The sequence below is a fragment of the Meiothermus sp. genome (assembly GCF_037443965.1).
GTDB lineage: Bacteria > Deinococcota > Deinococci > Deinococcales > Thermaceae > Meiothermus.
On record NZ_JBBINI010000036.1, the window covers coordinates 1 to 22,493 of the forward strand.

General features: G+C 60.2%; 20 protein-coding genes and 1 rRNA gene. 13 read left to right on the forward strand and 8 right to left on the reverse strand.

All coding sequences use genetic code 11. The features are described from left to right. Nucleotides 1-100: ribosomal RNA gene (locus WKI89_RS15290) — 16S ribosomal RNA — on the reverse strand; the annotation flags it as partial. Nucleotides 101-282: 182 nt separating this feature from the next. After that, nucleotides 283-1,413, reverse strand: coding sequence for a site-2 protease family protein (locus WKI89_RS15295; RefSeq protein ID WP_337871071.1), 1,131 nt, complete (start codon nt 1,411-1,413; stop codon nt 283-285). 234 nt (nt 1,414-1,647) lie between these two features. Here WKI89_RS15295 and WKI89_RS15300 point away from each other — a divergent pair, with 234 nt between their 5' ends. The 6 genes from WKI89_RS15300 (at nt 1,648) to WKI89_RS15325 (ending at nt 7,260) form a co-directional block, all read left to right on the forward strand. Further along, a complete protein-coding gene (locus tag WKI89_RS15300) occupies nt 1,648-2,982 on the forward strand; it encodes a flavin monoamine oxidase family protein (RefSeq protein WP_337871072.1) in 1,335 nt (444 codons plus the stop codon). Nucleotides 2,983-3,007: 25 nt separating this feature from the next. Beyond that, nucleotides 3,008-3,607 (forward strand): serine hydrolase domain-containing protein, encoded by a 600-nt coding sequence (locus tag WKI89_RS15305; protein ID WP_337871074.1) that lies wholly within the window; start codon nt 3,008-3,010, stop codon nt 3,605-3,607. Between the two features lie 271 nt (nt 3,608-3,878). Next, nucleotides 3,879-4,685, forward strand: a complete 807-nt coding sequence (gene rsmI, locus WKI89_RS15310; RefSeq protein WP_337871076.1) for a 16S rRNA (cytidine(1402)-2'-O)-methyltransferase — start codon at nt 3,879-3,881, stop codon at nt 4,683-4,685. A 346-nt stretch (nt 4,686-5,031) separates the two neighbouring features. Then, entirely contained in the window at nt 5,032-6,000 is a 969-nt protein-coding gene (pfkA, locus tag WKI89_RS15315; RefSeq protein WP_337871078.1) for a 6-phosphofructokinase, read from the forward strand. A 51-nt stretch (nt 6,001-6,051) separates the two neighbouring features. Then, nucleotides 6,052-6,600 (forward strand): peptide-methionine (S)-S-oxide reductase MsrA, encoded by a 549-nt coding sequence (msrA, locus tag WKI89_RS15320; protein WP_337871080.1) that lies wholly within the window; start codon nt 6,052-6,054, stop codon nt 6,598-6,600. A gap of 27 nt (nt 6,601-6,627) precedes the next feature. Next, the gene (locus WKI89_RS15325; protein ID WP_337871082.1) at nt 6,628-7,260 is read left to right on the forward strand and encodes a viroplasmin family protein; all 633 of its coding nucleotides are present in this window, start codon (nt 6,628-6,630) and stop codon (nt 7,258-7,260) included. 12 nt (nt 7,261-7,272) lie between these two features. Here the strand turns inward: WKI89_RS15325 and WKI89_RS15330 are convergent, their stop codons facing one another. The 4 genes from WKI89_RS15330 to WKI89_RS15345 form a co-directional block, all read right to left on the reverse strand. Beyond that, on the reverse strand, nt 7,273-7,755 hold the full coding sequence (locus WKI89_RS15330; protein ID WP_337871084.1) for a hypothetical protein: 483 nt from the start codon (nt 7,753-7,755) through the stop codon (nt 7,273-7,275). Between the two features lie 79 nt (nt 7,756-7,834). Then, entirely contained in the window at nt 7,835-10,231 is a 2,397-nt protein-coding gene (gene pheT, locus WKI89_RS15335) for a phenylalanine--tRNA ligase subunit beta (protein WP_337871085.1), read from the reverse strand. Between the two features lie 18 nt (nt 10,232-10,249). Next, a complete protein-coding gene (gene pheS / locus WKI89_RS15340; protein WP_337871087.1) occupies nt 10,250-11,344 on the reverse strand; it encodes a phenylalanine--tRNA ligase subunit alpha in 1,095 nt (364 codons plus the stop codon). Nucleotides 11,345-11,541: 197 nt separating this feature from the next. Further along, nucleotides 11,542-11,715: a hypothetical protein gene (locus tag WKI89_RS15345; protein ID WP_337871088.1), complete on the reverse strand. Its 174-nt coding sequence runs from the start codon at nt 11,713-11,715 to the stop codon at nt 11,542-11,544. A gap of 60 nt (nt 11,716-11,775) precedes the next feature. Between WKI89_RS15345 and WKI89_RS15350 the strand changes: the two genes are divergently transcribed. Continuing rightward, a complete protein-coding gene (locus WKI89_RS15350; protein WP_337871089.1) occupies nt 11,776-12,159 on the forward strand; it encodes a metallopeptidase family protein in 384 nt (127 codons plus the stop codon). Between the two features lie 56 nt (nt 12,160-12,215). On the opposite strand, the gene WKI89_RS15355 is transcribed toward WKI89_RS15350, so the two are convergent. Both WKI89_RS15355 and WKI89_RS15360 read right to left on the reverse strand, forming a co-directional pair. Further along, nucleotides 12,216-12,908: a LysM peptidoglycan-binding domain-containing protein gene (locus WKI89_RS15355; protein ID WP_337871090.1), complete on the reverse strand. Its 693-nt coding sequence runs from the start codon at nt 12,906-12,908 to the stop codon at nt 12,216-12,218. A 299-nt stretch (nt 12,909-13,207) separates the two neighbouring features. Next, nucleotides 13,208-14,272 (reverse strand): glucose-1-phosphate thymidylyltransferase, encoded by a 1,065-nt coding sequence (locus WKI89_RS15360; RefSeq protein ID WP_337871111.1) that lies wholly within the window; start codon nt 14,270-14,272, stop codon nt 13,208-13,210. A gap of 251 nt (nt 14,273-14,523) precedes the next feature. Between WKI89_RS15360 and WKI89_RS15365 the strand changes: the two genes are divergently transcribed. The 6 genes from WKI89_RS15365 to WKI89_RS15390 all read left to right on the forward strand — a co-directional run bounded on the left by WKI89_RS15365 (nt 14,524) and on the right by WKI89_RS15390 (nt 22,392). Further along, nucleotides 14,524-15,507 carry a LacI family DNA-binding transcriptional regulator gene (locus tag WKI89_RS15365; protein WP_337871091.1) on the forward strand — a complete coding sequence of 328 codons (984 nt, stop codon included), beginning with the start codon at nt 14,524-14,526 and terminating at the stop codon, nt 15,505-15,507. A 111-nt stretch (nt 15,508-15,618) separates the two neighbouring features. Continuing rightward, nucleotides 15,619-16,851 (forward strand): extracellular solute-binding protein, encoded by a 1,233-nt coding sequence (locus WKI89_RS15370; RefSeq protein ID WP_337871092.1) that lies wholly within the window; start codon nt 15,619-15,621, stop codon nt 16,849-16,851. Nucleotides 16,852-17,035: 184 nt separating this feature from the next. Then, nucleotides 17,036-18,127 carry a sugar ABC transporter permease gene (locus WKI89_RS15375; protein WP_337871093.1) on the forward strand — a complete coding sequence of 364 codons (1,092 nt, stop codon included), beginning with the start codon at nt 17,036-17,038 and terminating at the stop codon, nt 18,125-18,127. Nucleotides 18,128-18,135: 8 nt separating this feature from the next. After that, on the forward strand, nt 18,136-19,503 hold the full coding sequence (locus WKI89_RS15380) for a carbohydrate ABC transporter permease (protein WP_337871094.1): 1,368 nt from the start codon (nt 18,136-18,138) through the stop codon (nt 19,501-19,503). An 80-nt stretch (nt 19,504-19,583) separates the two neighbouring features. After that, nucleotides 19,584-21,479 carry a glycogen debranching N-terminal domain-containing protein gene (locus WKI89_RS15385; RefSeq protein ID WP_337871095.1) on the forward strand — a complete coding sequence of 632 codons (1,896 nt, stop codon included), beginning with the start codon at nt 19,584-19,586 and terminating at the stop codon, nt 21,477-21,479. A gap of 133 nt (nt 21,480-21,612) precedes the next feature. Further along, nucleotides 21,613-22,392 (forward strand): PIG-L deacetylase family protein, encoded by a 780-nt coding sequence (locus tag WKI89_RS15390; protein ID WP_337871096.1) that lies wholly within the window; start codon nt 21,613-21,615, stop codon nt 22,390-22,392. The last annotated feature ends 101 nt before the right edge of the window (nt 22,393-22,493 follow it).

The window sequence follows — 22,493 nt, forward strand, 5'->3', positions numbered from 1 at the left end:
TCACCCGTCCGCCACTAACTGCAAAAACAGTCCGTGCGACTTGCATGTCTTAGGCATACCGCCAGCGTTCACCCTGAGCCAGGATCAAACTCTCCATAAATGCTCGCCATAAGGCGAGGATTTGAGTAGACCTGTATCAAAGGTCTTGATTCTCGTTTAAAACGTCCGAGAAACGACGTGTGAATCGTGTTTTCTGCTGATCTTTCTTTGTCAAGATTCTCGGCCACCTAGCGGCAGCGCAACGAGAAGTGTACCGACTACCCCCAAAGCTGTCAAGCCCTACTAGGCGCGGGGGCTTGGGCGCTCGGACAAGTTCATCTGTGCAGTGCGTAGTTGCAGGGCCCTCAGCAGATCGGTTTTGCTCAAGATGCCCACCAGATTGCCGCTGGCGTCGGTGATGAGGAGCCTCGAGAATCCCTGTTCGGCCATGCGTTGCAGGGCGGCGAGGGCTTCGGTGTCTTGGTTTACCTGCAAGGGGGGGCGCATCCGCTCGAGCACGCGGGTCTGGGGCGAGGCGCCGTGCAGGTCTTCCAGGCTGATCAGGCCCAGGAGCCGCCCCTCCTCCACCACCGGGTAGCCCACGTGCCGCTCGAGCATCATCTTTTCCAGCAGCTCGGCCACACTCAGGCTGGGGGGCACGCTTGAAATCTCGCGGGTCATCAGGTCGCGCGCCCAGAGGCCCTCGAGGGTGCGGTTGAGCACGGCCTGTTCGCCTTCGGCGCTGGCCGCCATAAAGACGAAAAAGGCGATCAGGACCATAAAGAGGTTGCCGATGAACAGGCCCAGCAAGCCCAGGGCAAAGGCCATCACTTTGCTCACTGCGACGGCGGTACGGGTGGCCTCGAGGTAGGGTCTGTAAAGGGCCAGCAGGCTGCGCAGGATGCGCCCGCCGTCGAGCGGCAGGGCCGGTAGCAGGTTGAACAGGGCCAGGCTCAGGTTGATGAAGCTCAGGTAGCCCAGCAGAAACTGTCCTTCGGCGGCCTCCGTGGGTACCAGCCCGCGCAGCAGACCGAACAACCCTGAAAGCAGTACGCTTACGATGGGGCCGGCAATGGCAATGACCGCTTCGGCCCCGCGGGTGCGGGGGATCTGCTCGAGCTGGGCCACCCCACCCAGGAGCCAGAGGGTAATCTCGCGGGTCTGCACCCCATAGGCCCGTGCCGTGAGGGCGTGGCCTAACTCGTGGATTAGTACACTCAGAAAAAGGCCCAGGGCGGCCAGCAGCCCCAACAGGTAGGGGGTAGGGCCTTGCAACAATTCGGGCGGTGCGCTGATTTGCAGCAGCCGCAGGTAGACCGGAAGCTGGCTGCCAATAAGAAAGGCCAGAAGGGGCAGCACAATCAAAAAACTCAGGTCGAGTGAGACCGGAATGCCCAAGAGGCGGAAGGGAAGCCGAATGGGTTTGGAAAACATCTCGCCCATTCTATACCTCGAGTAAAAAACCCTATGTGAGATGGTTTTTGTATCGGTTGGGTTGGCTTTAGCCTCGAGACTGCCGATCGCGTTTCCCACAGTTACTCCGCACCGCGTGCGGCGTAATTTACCTAGTACAGCAAAAACCGCTGTACTGGTGCAAGCACTAGGGTATTCGCGTGAACCGCCCTAGCTTCTCACGCACGGGGTGGCCCGACCTTCTACCCTAAGGCCATGACCGATGTGGTGGTAGTTGGCGCTGGGTTTGCCGGAATGACGGCGGCCAGGGAGCTACTGGGTCGGGGTTACCAGGTGGTGGTGCTCGAGGCCCGCGACCGGGTGGGGGGCCGGGTCAGGGCCGGGCAGGTGGCTGGACTGAGCGTGGATTTCGGCGGCACCTGGCGGGGCCCTACCCAGACTGCGCTGGACGCTTTGGCCGCAGCGTTTGGGGTGGGCATGATTCCGCAGCATGCCACTGGACGGCGGGTGCTGGAGATTGGGGGGCAGCGCAAAACCTACCGAGGTCTGGTTCCACCCATTGGTCTGCAGGCTGCATGGCAGGCCGGAACAGCGATTTCCAACCTCAACAAGATGGCCCGGAAGCTGCCACCAGAGGCCCCTTGGCAAGCCCCAGAGGCCGCAGCTTGGGATGCCCTGACCGTAGCTGATTGGCAAGACCGGGTCTCATCCGAGGCTACCCGGCGGGTGTTTGACATCGCTACCCGGGCCATCTTGTGTGCCGAGCCGCAGGAAGTTTCGCTCTTGTATTTTCTCTCCTACATTCGGGCCGCGGGTTCTTTGGAGGGGTTGGCCGAGGTCAGAAACGGTGCTCAACAAGACCGGATGGAAGGGGGCATGCACGGCTTGGCTCAGAAACTCGGCGAGTCGCTGGGCGCCAACCTGGTTCTCTGTGCTCCAGTCGAGTCCATTGTGCAGGAACCCGATTTGGTCACGGTCTGCGCCGATGAAAGACGCTGGCAGGCCCGGCGGGTGATTGTGAGCGTTCCCCCGTTGTTGGCTGCAGAGATTGCCTTTAGCCCAGCGCTGCCAGAAAAACGCCAGAGGCTCCAGCTTTCGATGCCGATGGGTTCGGTGATCAAGTGCTTTGCTGCTTATTCCAAACCTTTCTGGCGAGAAAAAGGCCTTTCTGGAGAAGCTATTAGCGATAGTGCGGTGGTGAGTCCGGTGTTTGATGTGAGCCCACCGGACGGCAGGGTGGGCATTTTAGTGGGCTTTATAGATGGTGCGGCGGCCAAAGTGTGGAGTGCCCGAGTACCGGAAGCGCGCCGCGCTGAGTTTTTGAACTGCATGGTGCGCTTCTTTGGTCCAGAGGCCGCCCGCCCGCTGGATTATGCCGACTACGACTGGACCACCGACCCCTGGAGCCGGGGTTGCTACGAGGGCTACATGCCGCCCCAGGTCATGACCCGCTACGGTGAGGCCCTGCGCGAGCCGGTGGGCCGCATCCACTGGGCCGGAACCGAGACCGCCACGGTCTGGACAGGGTATGTGGAGGGGGCGATTCGTTCCGGGCAGCGGGCCGCTCGAGAGGTGATCGCGGGGCTGTAGGCCGTTCATCGGTCGTTCACTGGGCATGGCGCATCCTTGGAGCACCAACGACAACCAGAACGGCCCCTACGACTACGAGTCGCTGCGCGGCTACATCGCCGAGGGCGTGCAACCCGCCAACAAGACCTACATCTACCAGAACGCCAACTTCGCCCTGTTCCGCATGATCATCCCCTACCTGTGGAAGGGAAGCTTCAAGCTGCTCGACCCCGACAGCTACACCGAAAAGCTCGCCGAGATGTACGTGGAGTACGTGAGTGAACACGTCCTGAAGCCGATGGGCATCTTCGACGCCGGTTGCAAACCCGCCGGCTCCGCCCAGACCCTGTTCTACCAGTTCGGAGAGGACACCTCGGGCTGGAACCCCAGCGACTGGACGCTGATTTGTGGCGGCGGGGGCTGGAATATGTGGGCCAGGGAGCTGGCGGCCTTTCTGGCCCACCTGCGCTACGGGAACGTGCTCTCGGCGGCCACCCGGCAGCAGGTGGACGACGAGCGGCTGGGCTGGAAGGTCAAGGTCGGCGATCACGGCGACTACCTGACCCACGGCGACGACCTGTGGGACGCCAATTCCTGCACCCGCGGCATGACCGGGGCCATCATGGACTTTCCCAACAACGTCTAGGTGGCCCTGCTGATCAACTCCCGCAACTGCAACCTGCCTAGCAAATACGACATCCTGAGAGATGCCTACGACGGCGCATGGATTGCGGAGTGAACCTCGAGCCCGTCCAGGCTCCCGCTCGCGCGGGGATCTTTTTGCGAGTAGACTCGTGGAATGCTCGAGGCCGCAGACGCAAGCAGCACGGGCCCCTCCCCTTCCTCTTTCCTCCTGTTTCGCTCACTGCTCATCGCCCATTGCTCATTGCCCGGCACCCCCGCCTTACACTACGGGGGTGAAGCTGGTTCTGGTTCCCACCCCCATCGGCAACCTCGAGGACATCACCCTGCGGGCCCTCCGGATGCTGAAAGAAGCCGAGGTGGTCGCCTGCGAGGACACCCGCCGCACGGGCATCTTGCTCAAGCACTTTGGCATTTCCAAACCCATGGTACGCCTTGACCAGCACACCGTGCGCAACGCCAGGCGGCTCCTGGACGGCTACGAACGGGTGGCCTACGTGACCGATGCGGGTACTCCAGGCATCTCCGACCCCGGCGCCGAGCTGGTGGCGCTGGCCCTCGAGGAGGGCTGGCAGGTGGAAGTACTGCCCGGTGCGACGGCCCTGGTTCCCGCCCTGGTGGCCTCGGGTTTGCTCACCGCTCGCTTTGCTTTCGAGGGGTTCTTGCCCCAGAAAAGTTCCGAGCGCAAAGAGCGGCTGAAACAAGTTCTAATAGGCCGCACAGTGGTGCTCTACGAAGCCCCCCACCGTTTGCACGATACCCTCAAAGACCTCATCAAAGTCTATGGCCCCGAACACCCTGTAGCCATCGCACGTGAACTCTCCAAACTCCACGAAGAAATCTGGCGCGGCCACCTAGGCGATGCGCTGGAATATTTCACAGAACCCAGGGGAGAGTTTGTGCTGGTGTTGGGGCCCAAGGAACCCAGCGCCGAGGGTCGAGGGCCAAGGGTAGAAGAACTGCTAACGCAGTTCCAGGGGCAGGGGCTAAAAGGCAAAGAGCTGGTCAAAGCCTTGACCGAGGCGGGGATTCCCCGCAACCAAGCGTATGAACTAGCCCATAAGCCAGATGCGTCGAAGTAGAGCGCACGTTGTAATGGCGAAGCCTCGCCTCTCGGTAGCTTGATTCTAGCCTCTTGTACGGAATGCTGGTCACCCCTCAGTTCCTTCGGCGAAGACAACATCTTCTATCCCGGAGCCGTGCCTGTAGGGTGGTTTTCAAGCAAACCGTGCGGCTGGTGACGTTGGAAACCGCTTCCGCGTGGCCTCGAAAGCAGGAGGTCTTTGGTGACAACCATCCCTAAAAGAGCGCGATTGGCTGTATCCGGATGACACAAACACCCCCTTTCTGAGTAAACTAACAGGCAGTTTTTGGCTTTCGGCCCTTGGGTCTGTGCAGGGCAGGTTTCTCTTGTGGAGTTTAGTTTCGATGAAGCGAATTGCGGTTTTTACCAGTGGAGGCGACGCACCCGGCATGAACGCGGCCATTCGAGCTGTGGTGCGAACCAGTGTGGCCCACAGCCTAGAAGTGATCGGCATCCGGGGTGGCTACCAGGGCATGATCGAGGGCGACTTTGTGCCGATGGGGCCCCGCGACGTGGCCAATACCTTGCAGCGGGGGGGTACCATCCTGCTCACCGCCCGCAGCAAAGAGTTTATGACCCCAGAAGGCCGGGCCATAGCGGCTGAGAATCTGAAGAGGGCCGGCATAGACGGTGTCATCGCCATTGGGGGCAATGGCACTTACGCTGGCGCGGCGAAGCTGCTGGCCGAACACCACATTCCGGTGGTGGGCGCGCCCGGCACCATTGACAACGACCTCTACGGTACCGATTACACCATTGGCTTCGATACGGCGGTGAACACCGCCCTGGATGCCATTGACCGTATCCGCGATACCGCGGCCAGCCACTCGAGGGTCTTCTTTATCGAGGTGATGGGCCGCCATGCGGGTTTTATTGCGCTGGAAGTGGGCATTGCCGGTGGGGCTGAGGTGATCGTGCTGCCCGAAGACCCCATCAGCGCCCAGGGCTGCGCAGAAGTGATCGGGGGCTCGGCGGCGAAAGGGAAGAAGTCCTCGATTGTGGTGGTGGCAGAAGGTGGGTACGAGGGTGGTGCGGTGGCTCTGGCAAACGATGTGCAGCAATGCTCGGGTATCGAAGGTAAAGTAACCATTCTGGGCCACATCCAGCGCGGCGGCAGCCCCACCGCCAAAGACCGGGTGCTGGCCAGCCGCCTGGGAGCCGCTTGCGTGGAAGCCCTTCTAAGCGGGGCCAGCGGGGTTGCGATTGGCGAAGTTAACGACGAAATTCGCCTCACCCCCTTCAAGGAAGCCATCGAGAAGCGCAAGGACATCAACCGTAAGAAGTACGAACTTGCCAGGGTGCTGGCTTTATGACCGTTATTTGTCTTACATCACACCTCTAAAGTTCCGCCAAAATAGCAAAGTATGAGCCAAAACCTGGAAGTCGCGACCCTGGGCGGTGGGTGTTTTTGGTGCCTTGAAGCCGTCTTCGACGAGCTAAAAGGTGTGGTGGATGTGGTTTCGGGGTATTCGGGGGGGCATGTGCCCAATCCCACCTACGAGCAGGTGTGTAGCAAGCAGACCGGTCACGCCGAGGTGGTGCAGATTACCTTCGACCCCAGCGTCATCTCGTACCGGGAGGTGCTCGAGGTCTTCTTCACCATCCACGACCCCACCACGCCCAACCGCCAGGGCAATGATGTGGGGCCGCAGTACCGCTCGGTGATTTTCTATCACTCCCCGGAGCAGCAGGCCGTGGCCGAGGAGGTCATGCAGGCTTTGACCGAGGCCAGGGTGTGGGAAAACCCCATCGTGACCGAGTTGATGCCGTTCGAGCGGTTTTACCCTGCCGAGGACTACCACCAGGAATACTACAGGCGCAACCCCTACCAGCCCTACTGCGCGGTGGTGGTGGGTCCCAAGGTGGCGAAGTTCCGTAAGCAGTACTTCGACCGGCTCAAGCACGCGGTTTGAGCGGGGTTTAGGGTAGACTCCTGGGGCATGGCTCGAGCGACGAGGAGTAAAAGCAAGCATTACGTGGTCTGGAAAGGCCGACAAACCGGTATATTCTCCTCCTGGCCCGAAGCCGAAGCGCAGGTTAAGGGGTTTGTGGGTGCAGAGTACAAGGCTATCGAAAGCCTGGACGAAGCCAAGCGGGCTTTTGCAGGAAGATACCAAGACCACCTAGGCAAGAAAGCTACGCAAAACCGACTTTTGCAAGCGCCCCCACCGATTACGCCCAGCTACTGTGTGGACGCGGCCTGTAGTGGCAATCCGGGGCTGTTGGAATACCGCTGTGTAGATACCACTACCGGTGAGGAAATCTTCCACCAGGGGCCATTTGTCCAGGGAACCAACAATGTGGGGGAATTTTTGGCGATTGTTGAGGCCCTGACGCTTTGTAAAGAGAAGGGCCACACCTGGCCGATCTATTCTGACTCGGTGAATGCGATTTCCTGGGTGAAAGCCAAAAAAGCCCGCACCAACCTGATTCCAAGTGGCCAAAATGCCGAGTTGTTTGAGCGCATTGTCCAAGCCGAGACCTGGCTACGTTCCCATACCTACCCCAACCCGATTCTCAAATGGCAGACCGATAGCTGGGGAGAAAACCCGGCAGATTTTGGCAGAAAGTAGACCACGCTAGGGCTAATGGGGAACTTGTGGCAGCAAAGCCGCTTTGAGAACCGGGTTGCCAGAAACCCAGTCGAACAAGGGACGGGCGAAGGGACTGCTTACGATGCCGTCTTTGACGCCAGTGGGCATCTGCTCGGAAGGATAGCGCATGGCTCCAGTAGAAGCCACAAACTCGCTGGGTAAGCTAACCCAGATGGTACAGGCTAGAAACAGCCCCCACACCAACCCTCCGATACCTCCTATCACCCCCTCGGCAGTGGAGGTTAGGTGGGTGAGCGGGACGAACTGGGTAGCATAGGCCATGGCCAGGCCCAGGGCCAGGGCCAGCAGAGGTAGAAGGTAATTAGGAACCAAAGGAGCTACCACAGGGGCCAGCAAAACGTACAGCACCAGGGCTGGCACCACAGCCAGGGTGAAGGGGGCACCTTGGCGTATACCCAGTGCCAGGGCTGCCGAAAAAACAAACAAGGCTATTAGATCAAGCCAGCTTAGCATCAACCCGAAGTATAACCGCCCACGACCTGGGAGGCAGGCTATTTCAACCCGGACGAGGGCGGGATGGCCCGTTATGAACTCATTTGCGAATACTGTAACCGGTGCTCTCGAGGGCAGCGATGATGTTTTGCATGAAGCCGTCGGTCTCGAGGTCGGTCAGGGTGCGCTCGGGGTGGCGGAAGGTCAGGTGGAAGGCCAGGCTTTTCTCACCTTCCAAGAGCGGCTTCCCCCGGTACACATCGAAGATTTCCAAACCCACCAACCGTTCGCCAGCGTGGGCGCGGATGAGCCGCTCGAGCTGGGCATAGGAGGTGCGCTCCGGCACCACCACTGCCAGATCGCGCATAGAAGCTGGATATTTGGCGATATCGGAGAAAATGTCGGGGCCTTTGCTGAGCGGAAGGGCCAGCTCGAATAAAAAAATCTGGGGCTGGTTCCCCTCGGGACGGGCCGCGGCCCCGATGCTGCCGGGAAGCTCGAGGGCCGCCGCAATGGCCGGGTGCAAGGCACCGATGTAGCCAGCCTTCTGGTCGTTCCAGTAGACGGCCCCGCTGATGCCGGGGTGCAGGTAGGGCTGGGGTTCCGGTTCGACCGTCACCTTGCTGCCCAGGTTGCGGGCGGCTGTTTCCAGGAGACCCTTGAGGGCAAAGAAGCCTCCCCCCAGGCCTTTTTGCCAGAGGCCCGGAACCGGGTCGCCGCAGAGCAAGGCCGCAAGGTGGGTGGTCTCGGTCTCTTTGAAGACGTTGCCCACCTCAAAAAGCAGGAAGGGCCCCTGCTCTCCCTGGGCAAAGGCCGTTTGCAGGTTTTTGAGCAGGCTGGGATAGAGCGCGGTGCGTAGGGCGGTGCGGTCTGGGGTCTGCGGGTTCTGCATGAACACCGGGGGCGCGGGCGCGCGCATCTGGGCGCACTCTTCTGGCGAAGACCAGGCGTAGTTGATTACCTCCTGGAAGCCCAGCCCCGCCATGACCTGCTTGAGCCGTTCCTGGGCTTCGTAGGGTTCGTCCACACCGAGGTTGTCGGGATGGGGGAAGAAGCTGGGCAGGGTGATGGGGATTTGGTCGTAGCCTACGATGCGGGCTACCTCCTCGACGAGGTCTTCCTCGAGGGCCAGGTCTACCCGGTAGCTGGGGGGCGTCACCTCGAAGGCCTCGGCCTGGGAGGCCGGCTGCACAGCGCACCCCAGGCGGCACAGAACCTCGAGCTGCTGGGCCTGGTCGTAGGACATGCCCACTAGGCGGGAGGTGTAGGCCGGGCGGAACAGGATGGGCTTGACCGGCGGGGTGTGGTTGTGGTCAATGCGCTCCTGGGCGACCTCGACCCCGGCTCCGATCCAGGCTTGCAGCAATTCCAGGCAGCGGTCGGCGGCCCGGATCTGCCCGTCTGGGTCTACCCCGCGCTCGAAGCGGTAGGAAGCCTCGGTTTTGAGGCCCTGGCGTTTGGCGGTGCGGCGTACCATTACGGGGTCGAAGTGGGCCACTTCCAGGGCCACTTCGGTGGTGCTCTCCTGAATCTCGTCGTCGGCCCCACCCATCACCCCGGCCAGCCCCGCAGGGCGGGTCACACTGTCGTCTTTGACGGTAATCAGTAGGTCGCGTTCGTCCAGCGTGCGTTCCTGCCCGTCCAGCGTGACCAACTTTTCACCTGCCCTGGCCCGGCGCACCACCAGCCCTTCGCGGATGTAGCGGGCATCGTAGGCGTGCATGGGATTGCCGAGTTCCAGCATGGTGTAGTTGGTGGCATCCACCACGTTGGAGATGGGGCGCATACCCGCGGCGTACAGGCGGCGTTGAACCGCCAGAGGGCTGGGCCCCACCCGGATTCCTCGCGCATAGGACAGGGTGAAGCGGTCGCAGCCCTGGGTGTCCTCGAGCCAGACCTGGAAAGGCAGGGTGATGGGGGTGGTTCTGGGCCGGGGGTTGGGGTGGATCAGGGTCATGCCGAGGGCGGCCAGGTCCCGCGCCACGCCGTACACCGAGAGCCAGTCCGGGCGGTTGGGCGTGATCTCAATTGCGATAACCTCGTCCGGGCCCCAGGCCTCGGCCAGGGGGGTGCCGGGGGGCAGCGCGTCGGGTGTAAACTCCATCAGGCCGCCGGCGTACTCACCCACCGCCAGCTCCTTGGGTGAAAGGGCCATGCCAAATGACTCCACCCCCGCGATCCTGCGCAACCCCAGCTCGGTTCCATCGGGCAGTACCGCGCCCGGCAGGGCCAGGGCCATCCCCACACCCGCACGGGCGTTGGGCGCGCCGGAGACCACCTGTACCTCCTGTCCGATGTCCAGGGTGAGCTTGCGCACCTCCCGGCCCTCGAGGTTTTCCACACGCAGAACCCTGGCGAACACAATTTTGGGGTGGGGGACGACCAGCGGTTGAATGAACTCGGTTTCGATGCCCAGCCCGGCCAGCAACTCCTCCAAGCGCGCGCTGCTGGGGGCCTCGGGCAGGAATTCCTTGAGCCAACTGTAGACGATTTTCATCGGTACCTCTGGTAGGAACTACTGCTTGAACTGCTTCAGGAACGAAAGCCGGTTCTGATAGAAGTAGCGAATATCCGGGATGCCATAGCGCAGCAAGGCCAGCCGCTCGACCCCCATCCCGAAGGCCCAGCCGGTCATGCCCTGGTAGGCCCTGGGGAGGCCCTGCTTTTCGCGGTAGTCGTCCACGGCCTTGAACAGATAGGGGTGTACCATGCCGCTGCCGCCGAGCTCGAGCCACTTCTGCCGCTCGGGCCACCACATAGCAAACTGCGCGCCGGGCTCCACAAAGGGGAAGTAGGTGGGCTGAAAACGGGCCTTCCCCTCCTTGCCAAAGAGCCCACGGGCCAGCTCGGTGATGGCCCCTTTGAGGTCGGCCATGGTGATGTCGGGCCCCACCACCAGCCCCTCGAGCTGGTGGAACATGGCTTCGTGGGAGGCGTCGGTTTGCTCGTAGCGGAACACCCGCCCCGGAACCACGATTTTGAAGGGCGGGGTGTGCTCGATCATGTAGCGAATCTGCATCCCAGAGGTGTGGGTGCGCAGTACCGCCTGCCCCAGGTGGTTGACATCCTCGCCCAAAGGGCCCTGAATGGTAAAACCTTTCCTCTCACTGCCTGCTGGTGAGGCCTGGGAGGGATCGCCCAGGCTGGCCCAGAAGGTATCCTGCATATCGCGGGCAGGGTGCCACTCAGGCATGTTGATGGCATCGAAGTTGAAGAACTCACTCTCGACTTCGGGGCCTTGCACCACGCTGTAGCCCATGCGCCGGAAGATGCCCAGCAGTTCGTTGATGATCAGGCTGGTGATGTGCAGGCCCCCGGAAGGAAAAGCATAACCGGGGAGCGAGACGTCCAGGGCCTCTTGCTCGAGCCGCGCTTGCAGGGCTTGTTCTTTGAGCTGGGTTTCGCGGGCCTCCAGGGCACTTTCCAGGGCCTGTTTCCACTCGTTCAAGACCCGGCCTTTTTCCTTGCGCTCCTCCGGCGATAGCTGGCCCAGGGTTTTCATCTCCTGGGTGACCAGGCCATTTTTGCCCAGATACTGCACCTTGAGGCTCTGCAGGCGCTCCAAGGTGGGGGCCTTGCCGATTTCGTCCAGTGCTCTCTTAACGTCCATTGGGCCTCCAAAAAATCCCGACGCGTCTAAAAACGAGGGGCGGCACACAGGCCGCCCACGAGAGAGTATTGCGTCTCCCGCGGGCTTACCTAAAAAACCACCTCCCGGTCATAACCGTGGTCAGCCTAACCGTGGTCAGCCTACCACTAAATGGCGATTCCCTCAACATCCTTTTTCTGGCCGATGTGTTCTGCGCTTCACGCCCAGCTATACAGAAAAGCGCCCATTACGCCGGTCGCTACCGCAGCAATCATCAGGAGGGAGTACATCTGCATAGACAGCGAGCCTCGTCCACGCAGGTAGCTCCACAGGGCAATTTCCGCCAGACTCAGGGCCATGATCGCCAGCCCGGCTTGCTCGAGACCGCTCATGCGTCCAAGCCTATCCCGCCCTCACGGTTGTCTTCACCTATCTGTGCCACACTGGGCCCGATGACCTACGAGGCGTTTGTAGAACTGGCCGACCGCTTGTGGGAGGAAATTCCGCTCGAGTACAAGCAGGGTTTGCAGGGTGTTCATGTTTTTGAACACCTCAAGCCCGACCCCGACGAACCCGAACTGCTGCGCTTGGGGGAGTACCACGACCCCGGCTACCCCTCGGTGCTGGGAGGCTATGCAGGGATTGGGCGGCATATCGCCCTGTTTTACGGCTCTTTTGCGGCGTTGGCCGCCGAAGACCCCAACTTCGACTGGGAAGGTGAAATTTGGGAAACCCTGCTGCACGAACTGCGCCACCACCTGGAGTCGCTGGCCTGGCGGGACGATCTGGTACAAGAAGACATGGAGAACCTCAGGCGGTACCGAGAAGGCCAGTAGGCTACGCTGCTGGCAAACAAAAACCCCCGGATGGGGGCTTTTTTGCTTGGGTAGTTTTATCGGGGAATTTGTAGTTTTTGCCCCACCCGAATCAGGTCGGGGTTGGCAATGTTGTTGGCTTTGGCGATCTTCATGTAACTTTCGCGGGAGGCATCGCCGTAGAACTTCAGTGCAATGCCCGAGAGGGTATCTCCAGCCTGTACCGTGTACCATTCGTCGGGAATGTTGACTCCGCCCTGCTCGGCGGCGAATTTGGCCTTGGCCCCCTCCACCACTTTCAGCCCGCTGGCCTCTACCTCGGTGGCCCCGGCCTGTTTGGCGAGCTGTACGGCCAGATTGAACTCGTGCTGGCTGTCAACCGCGCCTTGCAGCACCACCCCAGTGCCCTTTTGCAGCACGGCGATGGGGTCGTCTTTGAGTTCACCATTGGCTTCTAGGGTAGCCAGCACCTTTTTGGCCAGCTTGCTGGCCTCGGTGGCCTTGCGGATGGCCTCCTCTTCGGCGGCGATGGCGGCATCGGAGACCTCTTGCTGGGCCACGATCACCCCGCTCAGATCCACTGACTTGACCCCCTTGACGCCCTCTACCGTGGCTTGCAAGAGCGACAGGTGGGGTTGGCGGGGAACCGCACCGCTAATCCGAACATTCCCCCCTTGTTCCTGGATGTTGAGGCCCAGCCCCTGGAGTGGGGGCCACTGGTTAATAGCATCCTGAACTCGAGCAGACAATGACTTTCCAAACGGCCACATAATCTACCTCCAGTTCGGAGTATACCCTGGCAGTGTAAAAGGATTATGCAAAGAGTAAAGGATAGAAAGCCAAGGGTTCCTGCTTCCGAGGCCATGAGGCCACGCAGTAGCAATATTCTAAGCCACCGGCTGGGCGGTTTATTTGAAAACTGCCCCTAGTGGTTTGATAGGTTAAGGATTGATATGCAGTGAAGTGTCCAAAATGAAGCGCTCAGAGCAACTCCCAAATATTAAGGGAGCCAAATCCAACCCAGGAATTAAGTTACCGGAGCACTAGGCAGGCTATCGGGTGTTGGATACTAACCCAGCTCGAGGCTGCTCAAATCGCCCAGTACCAGCTTGTGGGCTTTGGGCAGGCTGTTGCGCTTGGTTACTTTGGCCCCAACCCCCAAAATGCACTCATGGAGTCGCAGGGGCACATCCTCTACTACCGCCCCATCTTCCAGAATGGAGAACTCTACCTCGGCCATGCGCACGCTGGCGTTGGGCCCTACCGAGGTGAAGGGGCCAATGTAGGCTCCTTCAATCATGGCGTTCTGGGCGATGTGTACCGGGCCCAGTACGGTACTGTTTTTGACCACGGCCCCCTTCTCAATCACCACCCGGCCCGTAATCTGGCTGTCGTGCACGTGCCCTTCAATCACCGGGGTGGGGCTTTTTTGTTCCACCAGCAAGAGCCGGTTGGCATCCAGCAGGTCGGCGGGGCGTCCGGTATCTTTCCACCAGCCCGCAATTTCTTGTCCCAACACAGTATGGCCCTGATCCATCATGGCCTGGATAGCGTCGGTGATCTCATACTCGCCCCGGGCGCTGGGCTTGAGGTTGGCAATAATCTCCATGATGGTTGGACTGAAGACATACACCCCCGCCACCGCTAGATCGGAAGGCGGGTCTTTGGGCTTTTCCAGCAGTTTGACGATTCGTCCCTGATCCAACACCGCTACCCCAAACTGCCTGGGGTCGGGTACGCGCACCAGGGCAATCACCGCGCCTATGCCGGGCTTGAAGGCGTCTACAAAAGGCTTGATCCCTTGTTGAAAAAGGTTATCGCCGAGGTAGAGCACGAAAGGGCTCTGGCCCAACCATTCCTTGGCGGTGCCGACCGCATGGGCGATACCCAGAGCTTGCTCCTGCACGATATAGGTAATCTGAACCCCGGGAAAATCCTTCAGGGCTTGCCGGATATCTTCCTGGGTATCAGGCGAGACCACCACGCCCACTTCGGTAATGCCTGCTTCAAAGAGGTTTTCGACCGCGTAGTAAATGATGGGTTTTCCGCCCAACCGAATGACCGGTTTGGGCCGGGTATGGGTGAGGGGACGAAGCCTAGTGCCGCGCCCGGCAGCGAGAATCAATCCTTTCATGCTGAGGCTCATCTTAGCAGTATATCGAGGTGTGGGGCTGTACAAATGAGTAGTGCAGTGACAGTTGGTATGGCAGCGAGTTGATAGTAATTTGTAAACGATTACGAAATGTCCTCGACAATTCCCCGGGAAGAAAACAGCCTCTTCTCAATTAATCATCATTCAGTTCAAATGTTCTAGGGGTTGACAGCTCTCCGAAAGGTCGGTAAACTTTGCTTACAAAAATACTGTAATCGCTTACAGAGTGTCCTATGGACAACCGCCGTATGCCTACTATTGGAGATGTGGCCCGCTTAGCCGGGGTTTCCACTGGAACCGTGAGCCGGGTTTTGAACCAGCGTGCGGGGGTACATCCCCAAACCCGTGAACGGGTAATTGCGGTGATGGAACGGTTGGGGTATGTGCCCATGCAGGCCGCCCGCGAATTGACCGGGCGCAGCGATACGGTGGGGATTTTGCTGGCCCCGGAAGTGCGGCGTTACATTCCCTATTTTGTCTTGTTGTTTGAGCACCTGACCGAGGCTCTTTGGCGGGAGGGCATGCGATTGGAGGAGACACCCACCGATGCTGCTGGTTTGCCCCTGACTCCCGCACGTGGCTATATCCTGTTAGGAGCCCACGATCACGACCCGCGCCTGGAAGCTCTCCAAAACGCCAAAATCCCCCATGTCTTGATCGGGGTATATCCCGGGGCTTACTGGGTTGCGCCGGACGATGAAGGCGGAGCTTATGCGGCCACCCGGCACCTGCTCGAGCTCGGCCACCGCGAGATTGCCCACCTGACCGGAACGCCTCAACACCAAGTGGGGCGCGAGCGCTTATTGGGGTACCGCAAGGCGCTGGAAGCTTATCGAGTGCCTTTTCAGCCACACCTTGTGCTGGATGGGGATTTCTCTACCCTTATGGCCTACCGGGTGGTGCGCAAGGCTTGGGAGCGGGGGCTGCGCTTTACGGGTTTGTTTGCTGCCTCGGACGAGATGGCCGTAGGCGCTGCGGCGGCTCTGGAAGATGTGGGCCTGCGGATTCCCCAGGATGTTTCGCTGGTGGGCTTCGACGACTTGCCCGAGATTGGCGAAGCGATTACCACTATTCGACAGGACATCAAACAGATTGCTGGGGCAGCCGTTCGGTTGCTCAAAGAATCACTGGCTGGCGGTATGCCGCACGGGATGCGGGTGCCGGTTCAATTGGTTGTTCGGGGAACAACCAGCTTGTGGGAGGTGAAAACCGCCTGAGTTGTAGAATGGGTTTACATTACATTTCAGGCCCCTCGAAAGGGAAACATCAAGATCAGGTTTTACTATCTTCGGCTCGAGTAAATTTCGCTCTTAGTGGAGGAGGAAGTCATGAAGCGATGGTTGGTAGCAGGTCTAGCTTTAGCGCTGGGGATGGTCTCGGCGCAAACCGTGGTGCGATTGCAGGGCTTTGGTGGCAACGATACCGCCATCATCAGCAGCTTGATCCGCGAAGTGGTGAATCCAGCGCTGCAAAGGGATAACATCCGAGCGGAATACCAGGGCATCGAGGGCGATTACCGCGCTGCGCTCTTAAATGCGCTCTCGGCAGGCACCGCCGCCGACCTCTTTTACGTGGATATCTTCTGGTCGGAGCCCCTGTTTGCTTCGGGCCGGGTGGAGCCCTTGAACAAATACTTCACCCCGCAGGAGCTGGCTGTTTTCAACCGCAACCTGCTGAATGCTTTCACCTTGCGCGGCAATGTCTACGGCCTGCCCAAGGACTTCAACACCCTGGCTGTGCAGTTCAACCGCGATCTCTTCGACGAGGCCAAGGTGCCCTACCCCAACCAGACCGACACCTGGGACACCTTCAAGGATAAGCTCAAGCGCGTGCAGGCCGCCGTTAAGGATGTGGCCGGGCTTTGCGTGGTGGCTGACCATGCCCGCTTTGGGGCCTTTGCCCACGCTACCGGCTGGCGTCCCTTTAATGCCCAAGGCCGCACCGTGTTGGACGCAAACTTCCGCCGTGCTTTCGAGTGGTACACCAGCTTAGTCAAGGATGGGGCGGGTAAGTATGCCCAGGACCTGGGTGAGGGCTGGACCGGAGGCTGCTTTGGGGCCGAACGGGCCGCAGTGGCTATCGAGGGTGCCTGGATTGGGGGCTTTCTGCGGGACAAGGCACCCAATATGCGCTACGGCACCACCCTTATTCCCCTTGACCCAGTTACCAAGCAGCGGGGCAACTTTATCTTTACCGTTTCGTGGAGCATGAACGCTGCTTCACGCAACAAGGAGGCGGCTGCCAAGGTACTTCGTCAGCTCACCAGCCCCGAAGCCCAGAACTGGATTCTCTCCCGTGGCCTGGCCCTGCCCAGCCGCAGCGCGCTGGCCAACAGCCCCATTTTCCAGCGCCCTGGCAAGGAAAACGAGCTGAACCGGGTGGTTTTCCAGGGCTCGACCAGTATGGGCGGGGCGGTGCTGCCCTTCAAGTTTGGTTCGCTAGACGGGGGAGAGTGGATGCGTCCCATCAATGAAGCCTTGCTGGCGGTAATTACGGGCAAGAAGTCGGTGGATCAGGCCCTGGCTGATGCCCAGGCCGAACTCAACCGTTTGGTGCGATAAACCAGCCCAGCGTGTGGAACTGAGCGCTGCGTCAGGCCTAGCCGGTGGCGCTCAGTTCCAAAAACACCTTCGCGCTAGAAATAGGATGTATGTGGCACAGCCAGAATCGAGGTTGCGCCAATACAAGCTTAGATAGCCAAGGGGTAGGCATTTCTGGCGCTGGCGCATCTCAAAGGGGTGACGCATGTTAAGGTCGCAACGAACAGAGGCGCTCTATGCCCTCTTATTCTTGGCTCCTTTTTTGATCCACCTGGGTGTTTTCTTTGTATTTGCTTTCGTTCGCACGCTGGGGTTTAGTTTTACCGACAAGACCTTAATTGGGCAGTCCTATCAGTTTGTTGGCTTTACTAACTTTGTGCAGTTGTTTCAGGATCCACGTTTTGTTGCCGCTTTGACCCATTCCATCAGTTTCATGCTGGTGGTGACCACCCTACAGACCTTTCTGGCATTGAGTATGGCGGCCATCCTCAATCAGCGCCTGCGGGGGATCACTTTTTTCCGCACCGTGTATTACATCCCCAGCGTGCTTTCTTCGGCTGCCGTGACGGTAATTGCAATCTGGTTCTTTCAAAAAACGGGTTTCCTCAACACGTTTGTTGGCTGGATTGGTTCGGTGGCACCGGTGTTGCTCACCTTTCTGGCTATCTTTGTACTGGCCCAAGTCATACAGGTGGGCTGGGAACGTATGCGCGGCCTGCCTGTGGCCCTTACCGACCCGGCCCTAGCTACCATTTCGCTGGCGATGGGGCTGGCATTGACCTGGGTCTTGGTGGCATTGGGGGTAGTAGCGCCAAGGGAGGCCCAACCGCCGGAGTTTACCTGGTTGACCAACTCCGACCGCTTTTTGGGGGTTCCTATTCCGTTGTGGAGCATTATCATGCTCAACACCTTTACCACCATCCCCACCCTGATGCTGATCTTCTTGGCGGGCTTGCAAGACATTCCCAAAAGCATTTACGAAGCAGCGGCCATTGATGGAGCCTCCCCCTTGCAGCAGTTCTTTAGCGTGACCGTGCCCATGCTGCGCCCGGTGACCTTTCTGGTGATTACCCTCTCGCTTATTGGCACTTTGCAAATGTTCGACCAGGTGGCCCTCATGGGTGATGCTGCGCCGCTAGACTCCATTATTGTGCTAGCCTACTACGTCTACAACAATGTATTTAGTGGAGAGGGTAGGGTGGGGCTGGCCTCGGCAGCAGCCATCATTCTGGCGGCTTTGACCTTTGCGATTGTGCTGTTGCAGCGGGCTTTGGGAATTTCGGAAAAAGCGCACTAGGAGGAGCTATGGCAGCGCAAGTAATGAAACCAGCGCGCAAACTAGACGAGCGCCACTTGGCCCGACAGCGCTGGACTAGGGCCGCCTGGATTTATGGTGCCATGCTGGCACTGGCGGTTTTCTTTATTGGACCGTTTTATGTGGCCTATCTGGGTAGTTTGAAAGACAACCCGCTCGAGTGGCCCTTCCGCTACTCTTTTGCTCAGACCCAGCCCAAAAACTGGGTGGCGGCTTGGCGGCTGGGGCAGTTGGGCGCGGGAAACCCCTGGACGGGTGGGTTTGCGCCGGGGGCCAGTATTCCCTTCCAGGTCAGTTATTTTGTACAAGAGGGTCAGGAACCGGAAACCCCCGTTGTGACAGTTCCGACTCGGCGGGCCGGGGCTGGCCTAGGAGCCATTTTCGATGAGGTGCAGGCTGCTCGGTACGCCAAGGTCTCGGAGGTGCAGGAGGTGAACCGCCGTTCGGCAGTGGTGGGGGGTCAGCCGGGCCAGATTGTGACCTACGCCTTCACCATCACCTACGAAGGCCAGGGGCCTAGAGCTGCCCGCTTGCCACTGGATGTGGAGGCCCCCAGAGGCCAGCAGTACTACGCGGCCACCCTCGAGCCCAACCGCCTCGAGCGCCGCGGACGGGTGGCGAGTTGGGACAGCGCGACACCGGGCTTCTTTGGCTATACCTTCCGCAACTATGTGCGCGTTTTCAACGAAGCCCGCGATCCCAATACCGGGGCCAGCTTCTTTTTGCGCTGGACGCTCAACACTTTTCTGGTTGCGCTGGCAGTAGTCGTAACCACCCTGCTCTTTGCCTCGCTGGCCGGATATGCGCTGGCCCGGATGTACTTCCCCGGTAAGAACTACCTATTCGCTTTCGTGGTTTTTACCATGACTGTGCCGGCCCAGGCCATCTTCATCTCCAACTACTTGGTGCTGCGCGATCTGGGTTTGTTGGGCAGCCTGTGGGGTATGATTGTCTGGAGTGCGGTGGGGGCGGGAGCGGTCTTCATCATGAAGCAGTTTTTCGAGTCCATCCCCCGCGAAATTGAGGAGGCTGCCCTCATTGACGGGGCCAGTCCCATTACCACCTTTTTCCGAATCATCATTCCCATGGCCACCCCGGCGCTAGGCGCCCTCACCATCCTGACCTTCCAGGGCATGTGGAACGAGTTCTTCAAAGCCGCAGTGGTACTATCGGGCCAACAGACCAACTACACCCTGCCTCTGGGCCTTTCTTTCTTTCGCAGCGCCTACGGGGTGGCGGGCGACTGGGGCTTGATGCTGGCCAGCGCCTTCCTTTCCATGATTCCCATTATCATATTGTTTGTGGTGTTCCAGCGCTACTTTGTGGAAGGGGTTTCGACCAGCGCTTTGAAGGGCTAGTGGTTATTAGCTGATGTGGCTGATAGCGATGAAGGCAGAAGCTATCAGCTATGCCCTATGGGCTATCCGTGAGGTTCTGCATGTTGCCGCTCAAGGAAGATGACACCTACGCAGTTTTGTCTGACCAGGGGATGGCCGATAAGGACGAGCGTGGCTTCTACCGCCACGACACCCGCTACCTGGCCCGTTATGTATGGGATCTGCCGGGTTTCAGCCTGCTGGTTTCCGAGACGCCGCGCCCGGATCGCTTGGTGCAACATTGGGGTTTGATCGTGGGCCCCGACCAACTGGTGGGTGTACGGCGGGAATTGCAGATTGTGCGGGGTGGATTTAGCGAACACCTCGAGCTTGAGAACACCTCCCTAAAGGCCCAGACAGTGGAAATTGCCCTCGAGGCTGTCGCCGATTTTGCCGATCTGTTCGAGGCCAAAGGCTGGCATAAGGTCACCCGCAAAATCCAAGGTTTCGAGTACATTGCCGAGGATGGTCTGCGGGTGGCTACCCATCTCACCCTGAACCCCCTCCCCACCCCGCTCTCCGCCCAGGATTTGGCCAGGGAAACCACACACGCTGGAAGCGGGGAGACCTTCAAATGGAGGCTCGAGCTAGCACCCAAGCAAAAGGCCAGCCTGCACCTGAAGGGCCGCTTCGAGAGCCCCTTCGAACCCCACACCCCACCCCTGCCCAGCTATCAGGACTGGCAGCAACGCTTCCCCCTGCAGATGGAAAGCGGACGCAGCCAGCGGGTCTTGGAGCAGGCCATCACCGACCTACGGGCCTTGCTCTTCTCCCTGCCCGAAGGGCTGTTCCCGGCGGCGGGGATTCCCTGGTATGTCTGCCCCTTTGGCCGCGACTCCCTGCTTACGGCCTACATGATGCAGCCCTGGGCGGGTGAGGTGACCCAGGGGGTGCTGACCTATCTGGCCAAATACCAGGGTACCGAGATCAATGCCTTTCTGGACGAGACCCCTGGCAAGATCATCCACGAAATGCGGGTGGGGGAGCTCTCGCGCACCGGAAAGGTGCCCTTCACCCGCTATTACGGCACCGTAGACGCCACCCCGCTGTTCGTGATCTTGCTGCATCAGTACTGGAAAGACACCGGCGATATGGCTTTTGTACGCCAGTTGCAACCCCACTGGGAGGCGGCCCTGGCCTGGATGACCACCTACGCCGACCCCGACCAGGACGGCTTTCTGGAGTACGCCCCCAACACCCAGAAGGGCCACCTGGTGCAGAGCTGGAAGGACTCCTTCGACTCGCAGAGCCACCGCGACGGCTCGCTGGCCCAGGGGGCCATTGCGGTGTGTGAGGTGCAGGGCTATGCCTACAGGGCCTACCAGGGTGCAGCGGAGCTGTACCGGGCGCTGGGCCGGCTCGAGGGGGCCGCGCACTGGGAAGCCAAAGCCCAGGCCCTCAAGGCCCGCTTCCACCAGGCCTTCTGGCTGCCGGAATTAAAAACCTACGCGGCCGGCTTAGACGGCCAGAAAAAACCCATGGCCATCCTCACCTCCAACCCCGGCCACCTGCTGTGGAGCGGCATCGTGCCGGAGGAGGTAGCCCCCCAACTGGTCGAGACCCTCTTCTCCGAGGCGCTTTTTAGCGGCTGGGGGGTGCGCACGCTGGGCGTGGGGGAGGTGCGCTACAACCCGCTCTCGTACCACAATGGTTCGGTCTGGCCGCATGACAACGCGCTATTGATTGGGGGACTGGTGCGCTACGGCTTTTACGAAGAGGCCCTGCGGGCCATGGAGGCCCTCTTCCGCTTAGCCATGAGCCAGCCCGACTGGCGCCTGCCGGAGCTGGTAGGGGGCTACCCCAAGCACGAAGGGGAGCCGCCGGTGCCCTACCCGGCTTCTTGCAGGCCCCAGGCCTGGGATGCGGCGGCGGTGGTGTATATGCTGCGGCTAATTCAGGAGATTGATCGGCAGCGTGGGGTTAAGGGGCTTTTGCAACTACGAAAGGTCAGGGTCTAGCGCGGCCTCCCGTGCTTGTTTGGCTCAACAGTTAGGCCGGGCAGTCTGGGTAGCACGCCCGCGAAACAACCCCTAAGCGGGATGGGCAATGGGAGTGTTGAATTTTCATCGTATGGGGTTAGACTTTCAGGTTATGCGCCTACTCGCCATCTTCGCCCACCCCGACGACGAGTCGTTTTTCTGTGCTGGTACCTTAGCCAAGTACGCGGCTTTGGGGCACGAAGTGCACCTGATCTGCGCCACGCGCGGGGAGCAGGGCCGAATCCGGCATCCGGCCATTGACGCTTCGCTGTATCCCAAGGGGGAGGCTTTGGGTAAGCTGCGTGAAAAGGAGCTCGAGGCCGCCTGCGCTGTTCTGGGCCTGCGTCCCCCCATCTTTCTGGATTATCAGGACTCGGGGTATCCGCTCGAGGTCGCCCAGGCCAACCCCAGGGGCTTCATGCACCAAGACCTGCAGCAGATCGAGGATGTCCTGCTGGGGTACATGGCCCAGCTAAAGCCCCAGGTGGTCATTGGGTTCGACCCGCAGGGCTACTACGGCCATGCCGACCACATCCACCTCCACCGGGCCACCCTGGGGGCCTTCTGGCGGATCGGCAATGTGATGCCCGAACCGCCCAAGCGGCTCTTTTTTCCGGTACGCACCCAGGAGCGGGTGGCCCAGACCAAGTTCGACCCCGAGCGCTATGGGGTCTCGCCCTGCTCGGTGGCGGTGCGGGTGGATGTGCGTCCCCTGGCCCCGACCATCCGGGCTGCGGTGCTGGCCCATGCTTCGCAGGCCGGGCCCGAGGAGAACTTTTCTCAGGTGCTGCTGGACTGGCCGGGCCTGCTGGAGGAGGAGACCTTTGTGCTGGGCGGATTGCGGGGGTCTTTCCCGGCTATGCCGGTAGATGATTTGCTGGCCGGATGGTAGCCCAAAGCGCGGCTGCCGACCCAATTTTGAGCTGGAAGGTGAGCGCCTTGGCGATGACAATGAGCCGGCGGGGCGACTCCGTTTTGTTACTCGCTAGGAAT

What these genes read in the sequence shown, in the direction of transcription:
- WKI89_RS15295 (WP_337871071.1), bottom strand. Translation starts at nt 1,413, where the DNA reads ATGTTTTCCAAACCCATTCGGCTTCCCTTCCGCCTCTTGGGCATTCCG.
- WKI89_RS15300 (WP_337871072.1), top strand. Translation starts at nt 1,648, where the DNA reads ATGACCGATGTGGTGGTAGTTGGCGCTGGGTTTGCCGGAATGACGGCG.
- WKI89_RS15305 (WP_337871074.1), top strand. Translation starts at nt 3,008, where the DNA reads ATGGCGCATCCTTGGAGCACCAACGACAACCAGAACGGCCCCTACGAC.
- pfkA (WP_337871078.1), top strand. Translation starts at nt 5,032, where the DNA reads ATGAAGCGAATTGCGGTTTTTACCAGTGGAGGCGACGCACCCGGCATG.
- msrA (WP_337871080.1), top strand. Translation starts at nt 6,052, where the DNA reads ATGAGCCAAAACCTGGAAGTCGCGACCCTGGGCGGTGGGTGTTTTTGG.
- WKI89_RS15325 (WP_337871082.1), top strand. Translation starts at nt 6,628, where the DNA reads ATGGCTCGAGCGACGAGGAGTAAAAGCAAGCATTACGTGGTCTGGAAA.
- WKI89_RS15330 (WP_337871084.1), bottom strand. Translation starts at nt 7,755, where the DNA reads ATGCTAAGCTGGCTTGATCTAATAGCCTTGTTTGTTTTTTCGGCAGCC.
- pheT (WP_337871085.1), bottom strand. Translation starts at nt 10,231, where the DNA reads ATGAAAATCGTCTACAGTTGGCTCAAGGAATTCCTGCCCGAGGCCCCC.
- pheS (WP_337871087.1), bottom strand. Translation starts at nt 11,344, where the DNA reads ATGGACGTTAAGAGAGCACTGGACGAAATCGGCAAGGCCCCCACCTTG.
- WKI89_RS15345 (WP_337871088.1), bottom strand. Translation starts at nt 11,715, where the DNA reads ATGAGCGGTCTCGAGCAAGCCGGGCTGGCGATCATGGCCCTGAGTCTG.
- WKI89_RS15350 (WP_337871089.1), top strand. Translation starts at nt 11,776, where the DNA reads ATGACCTACGAGGCGTTTGTAGAACTGGCCGACCGCTTGTGGGAGGAA.
- WKI89_RS15355 (WP_337871090.1), bottom strand. Translation starts at nt 12,908, where the DNA reads ATGTGGCCGTTTGGAAAGTCATTGTCTGCTCGAGTTCAGGATGCTATT.
- WKI89_RS15360 (WP_337871111.1), bottom strand. Translation starts at nt 14,272, where the DNA reads ATGAAAGGATTGATTCTCGCTGCCGGGCGCGGCACTAGGCTTCGTCCC.
- WKI89_RS15365 (WP_337871091.1), top strand. Translation starts at nt 14,524, where the DNA reads ATGGACAACCGCCGTATGCCTACTATTGGAGATGTGGCCCGCTTAGCC.
- WKI89_RS15370 (WP_337871092.1), top strand. Translation starts at nt 15,619, where the DNA reads ATGAAGCGATGGTTGGTAGCAGGTCTAGCTTTAGCGCTGGGGATGGTC.
- WKI89_RS15375 (WP_337871093.1), top strand. Translation starts at nt 17,036, where the DNA reads ATGTTAAGGTCGCAACGAACAGAGGCGCTCTATGCCCTCTTATTCTTG.
- WKI89_RS15380 (WP_337871094.1), top strand. Translation starts at nt 18,136, where the DNA reads ATGGCAGCGCAAGTAATGAAACCAGCGCGCAAACTAGACGAGCGCCAC.
- WKI89_RS15385 (WP_337871095.1), top strand. Translation starts at nt 19,584, where the DNA reads ATGTTGCCGCTCAAGGAAGATGACACCTACGCAGTTTTGTCTGACCAG.
- WKI89_RS15390 (WP_337871096.1), top strand. Translation starts at nt 21,613, where the DNA reads ATGCGCCTACTCGCCATCTTCGCCCACCCCGACGACGAGTCGTTTTTC.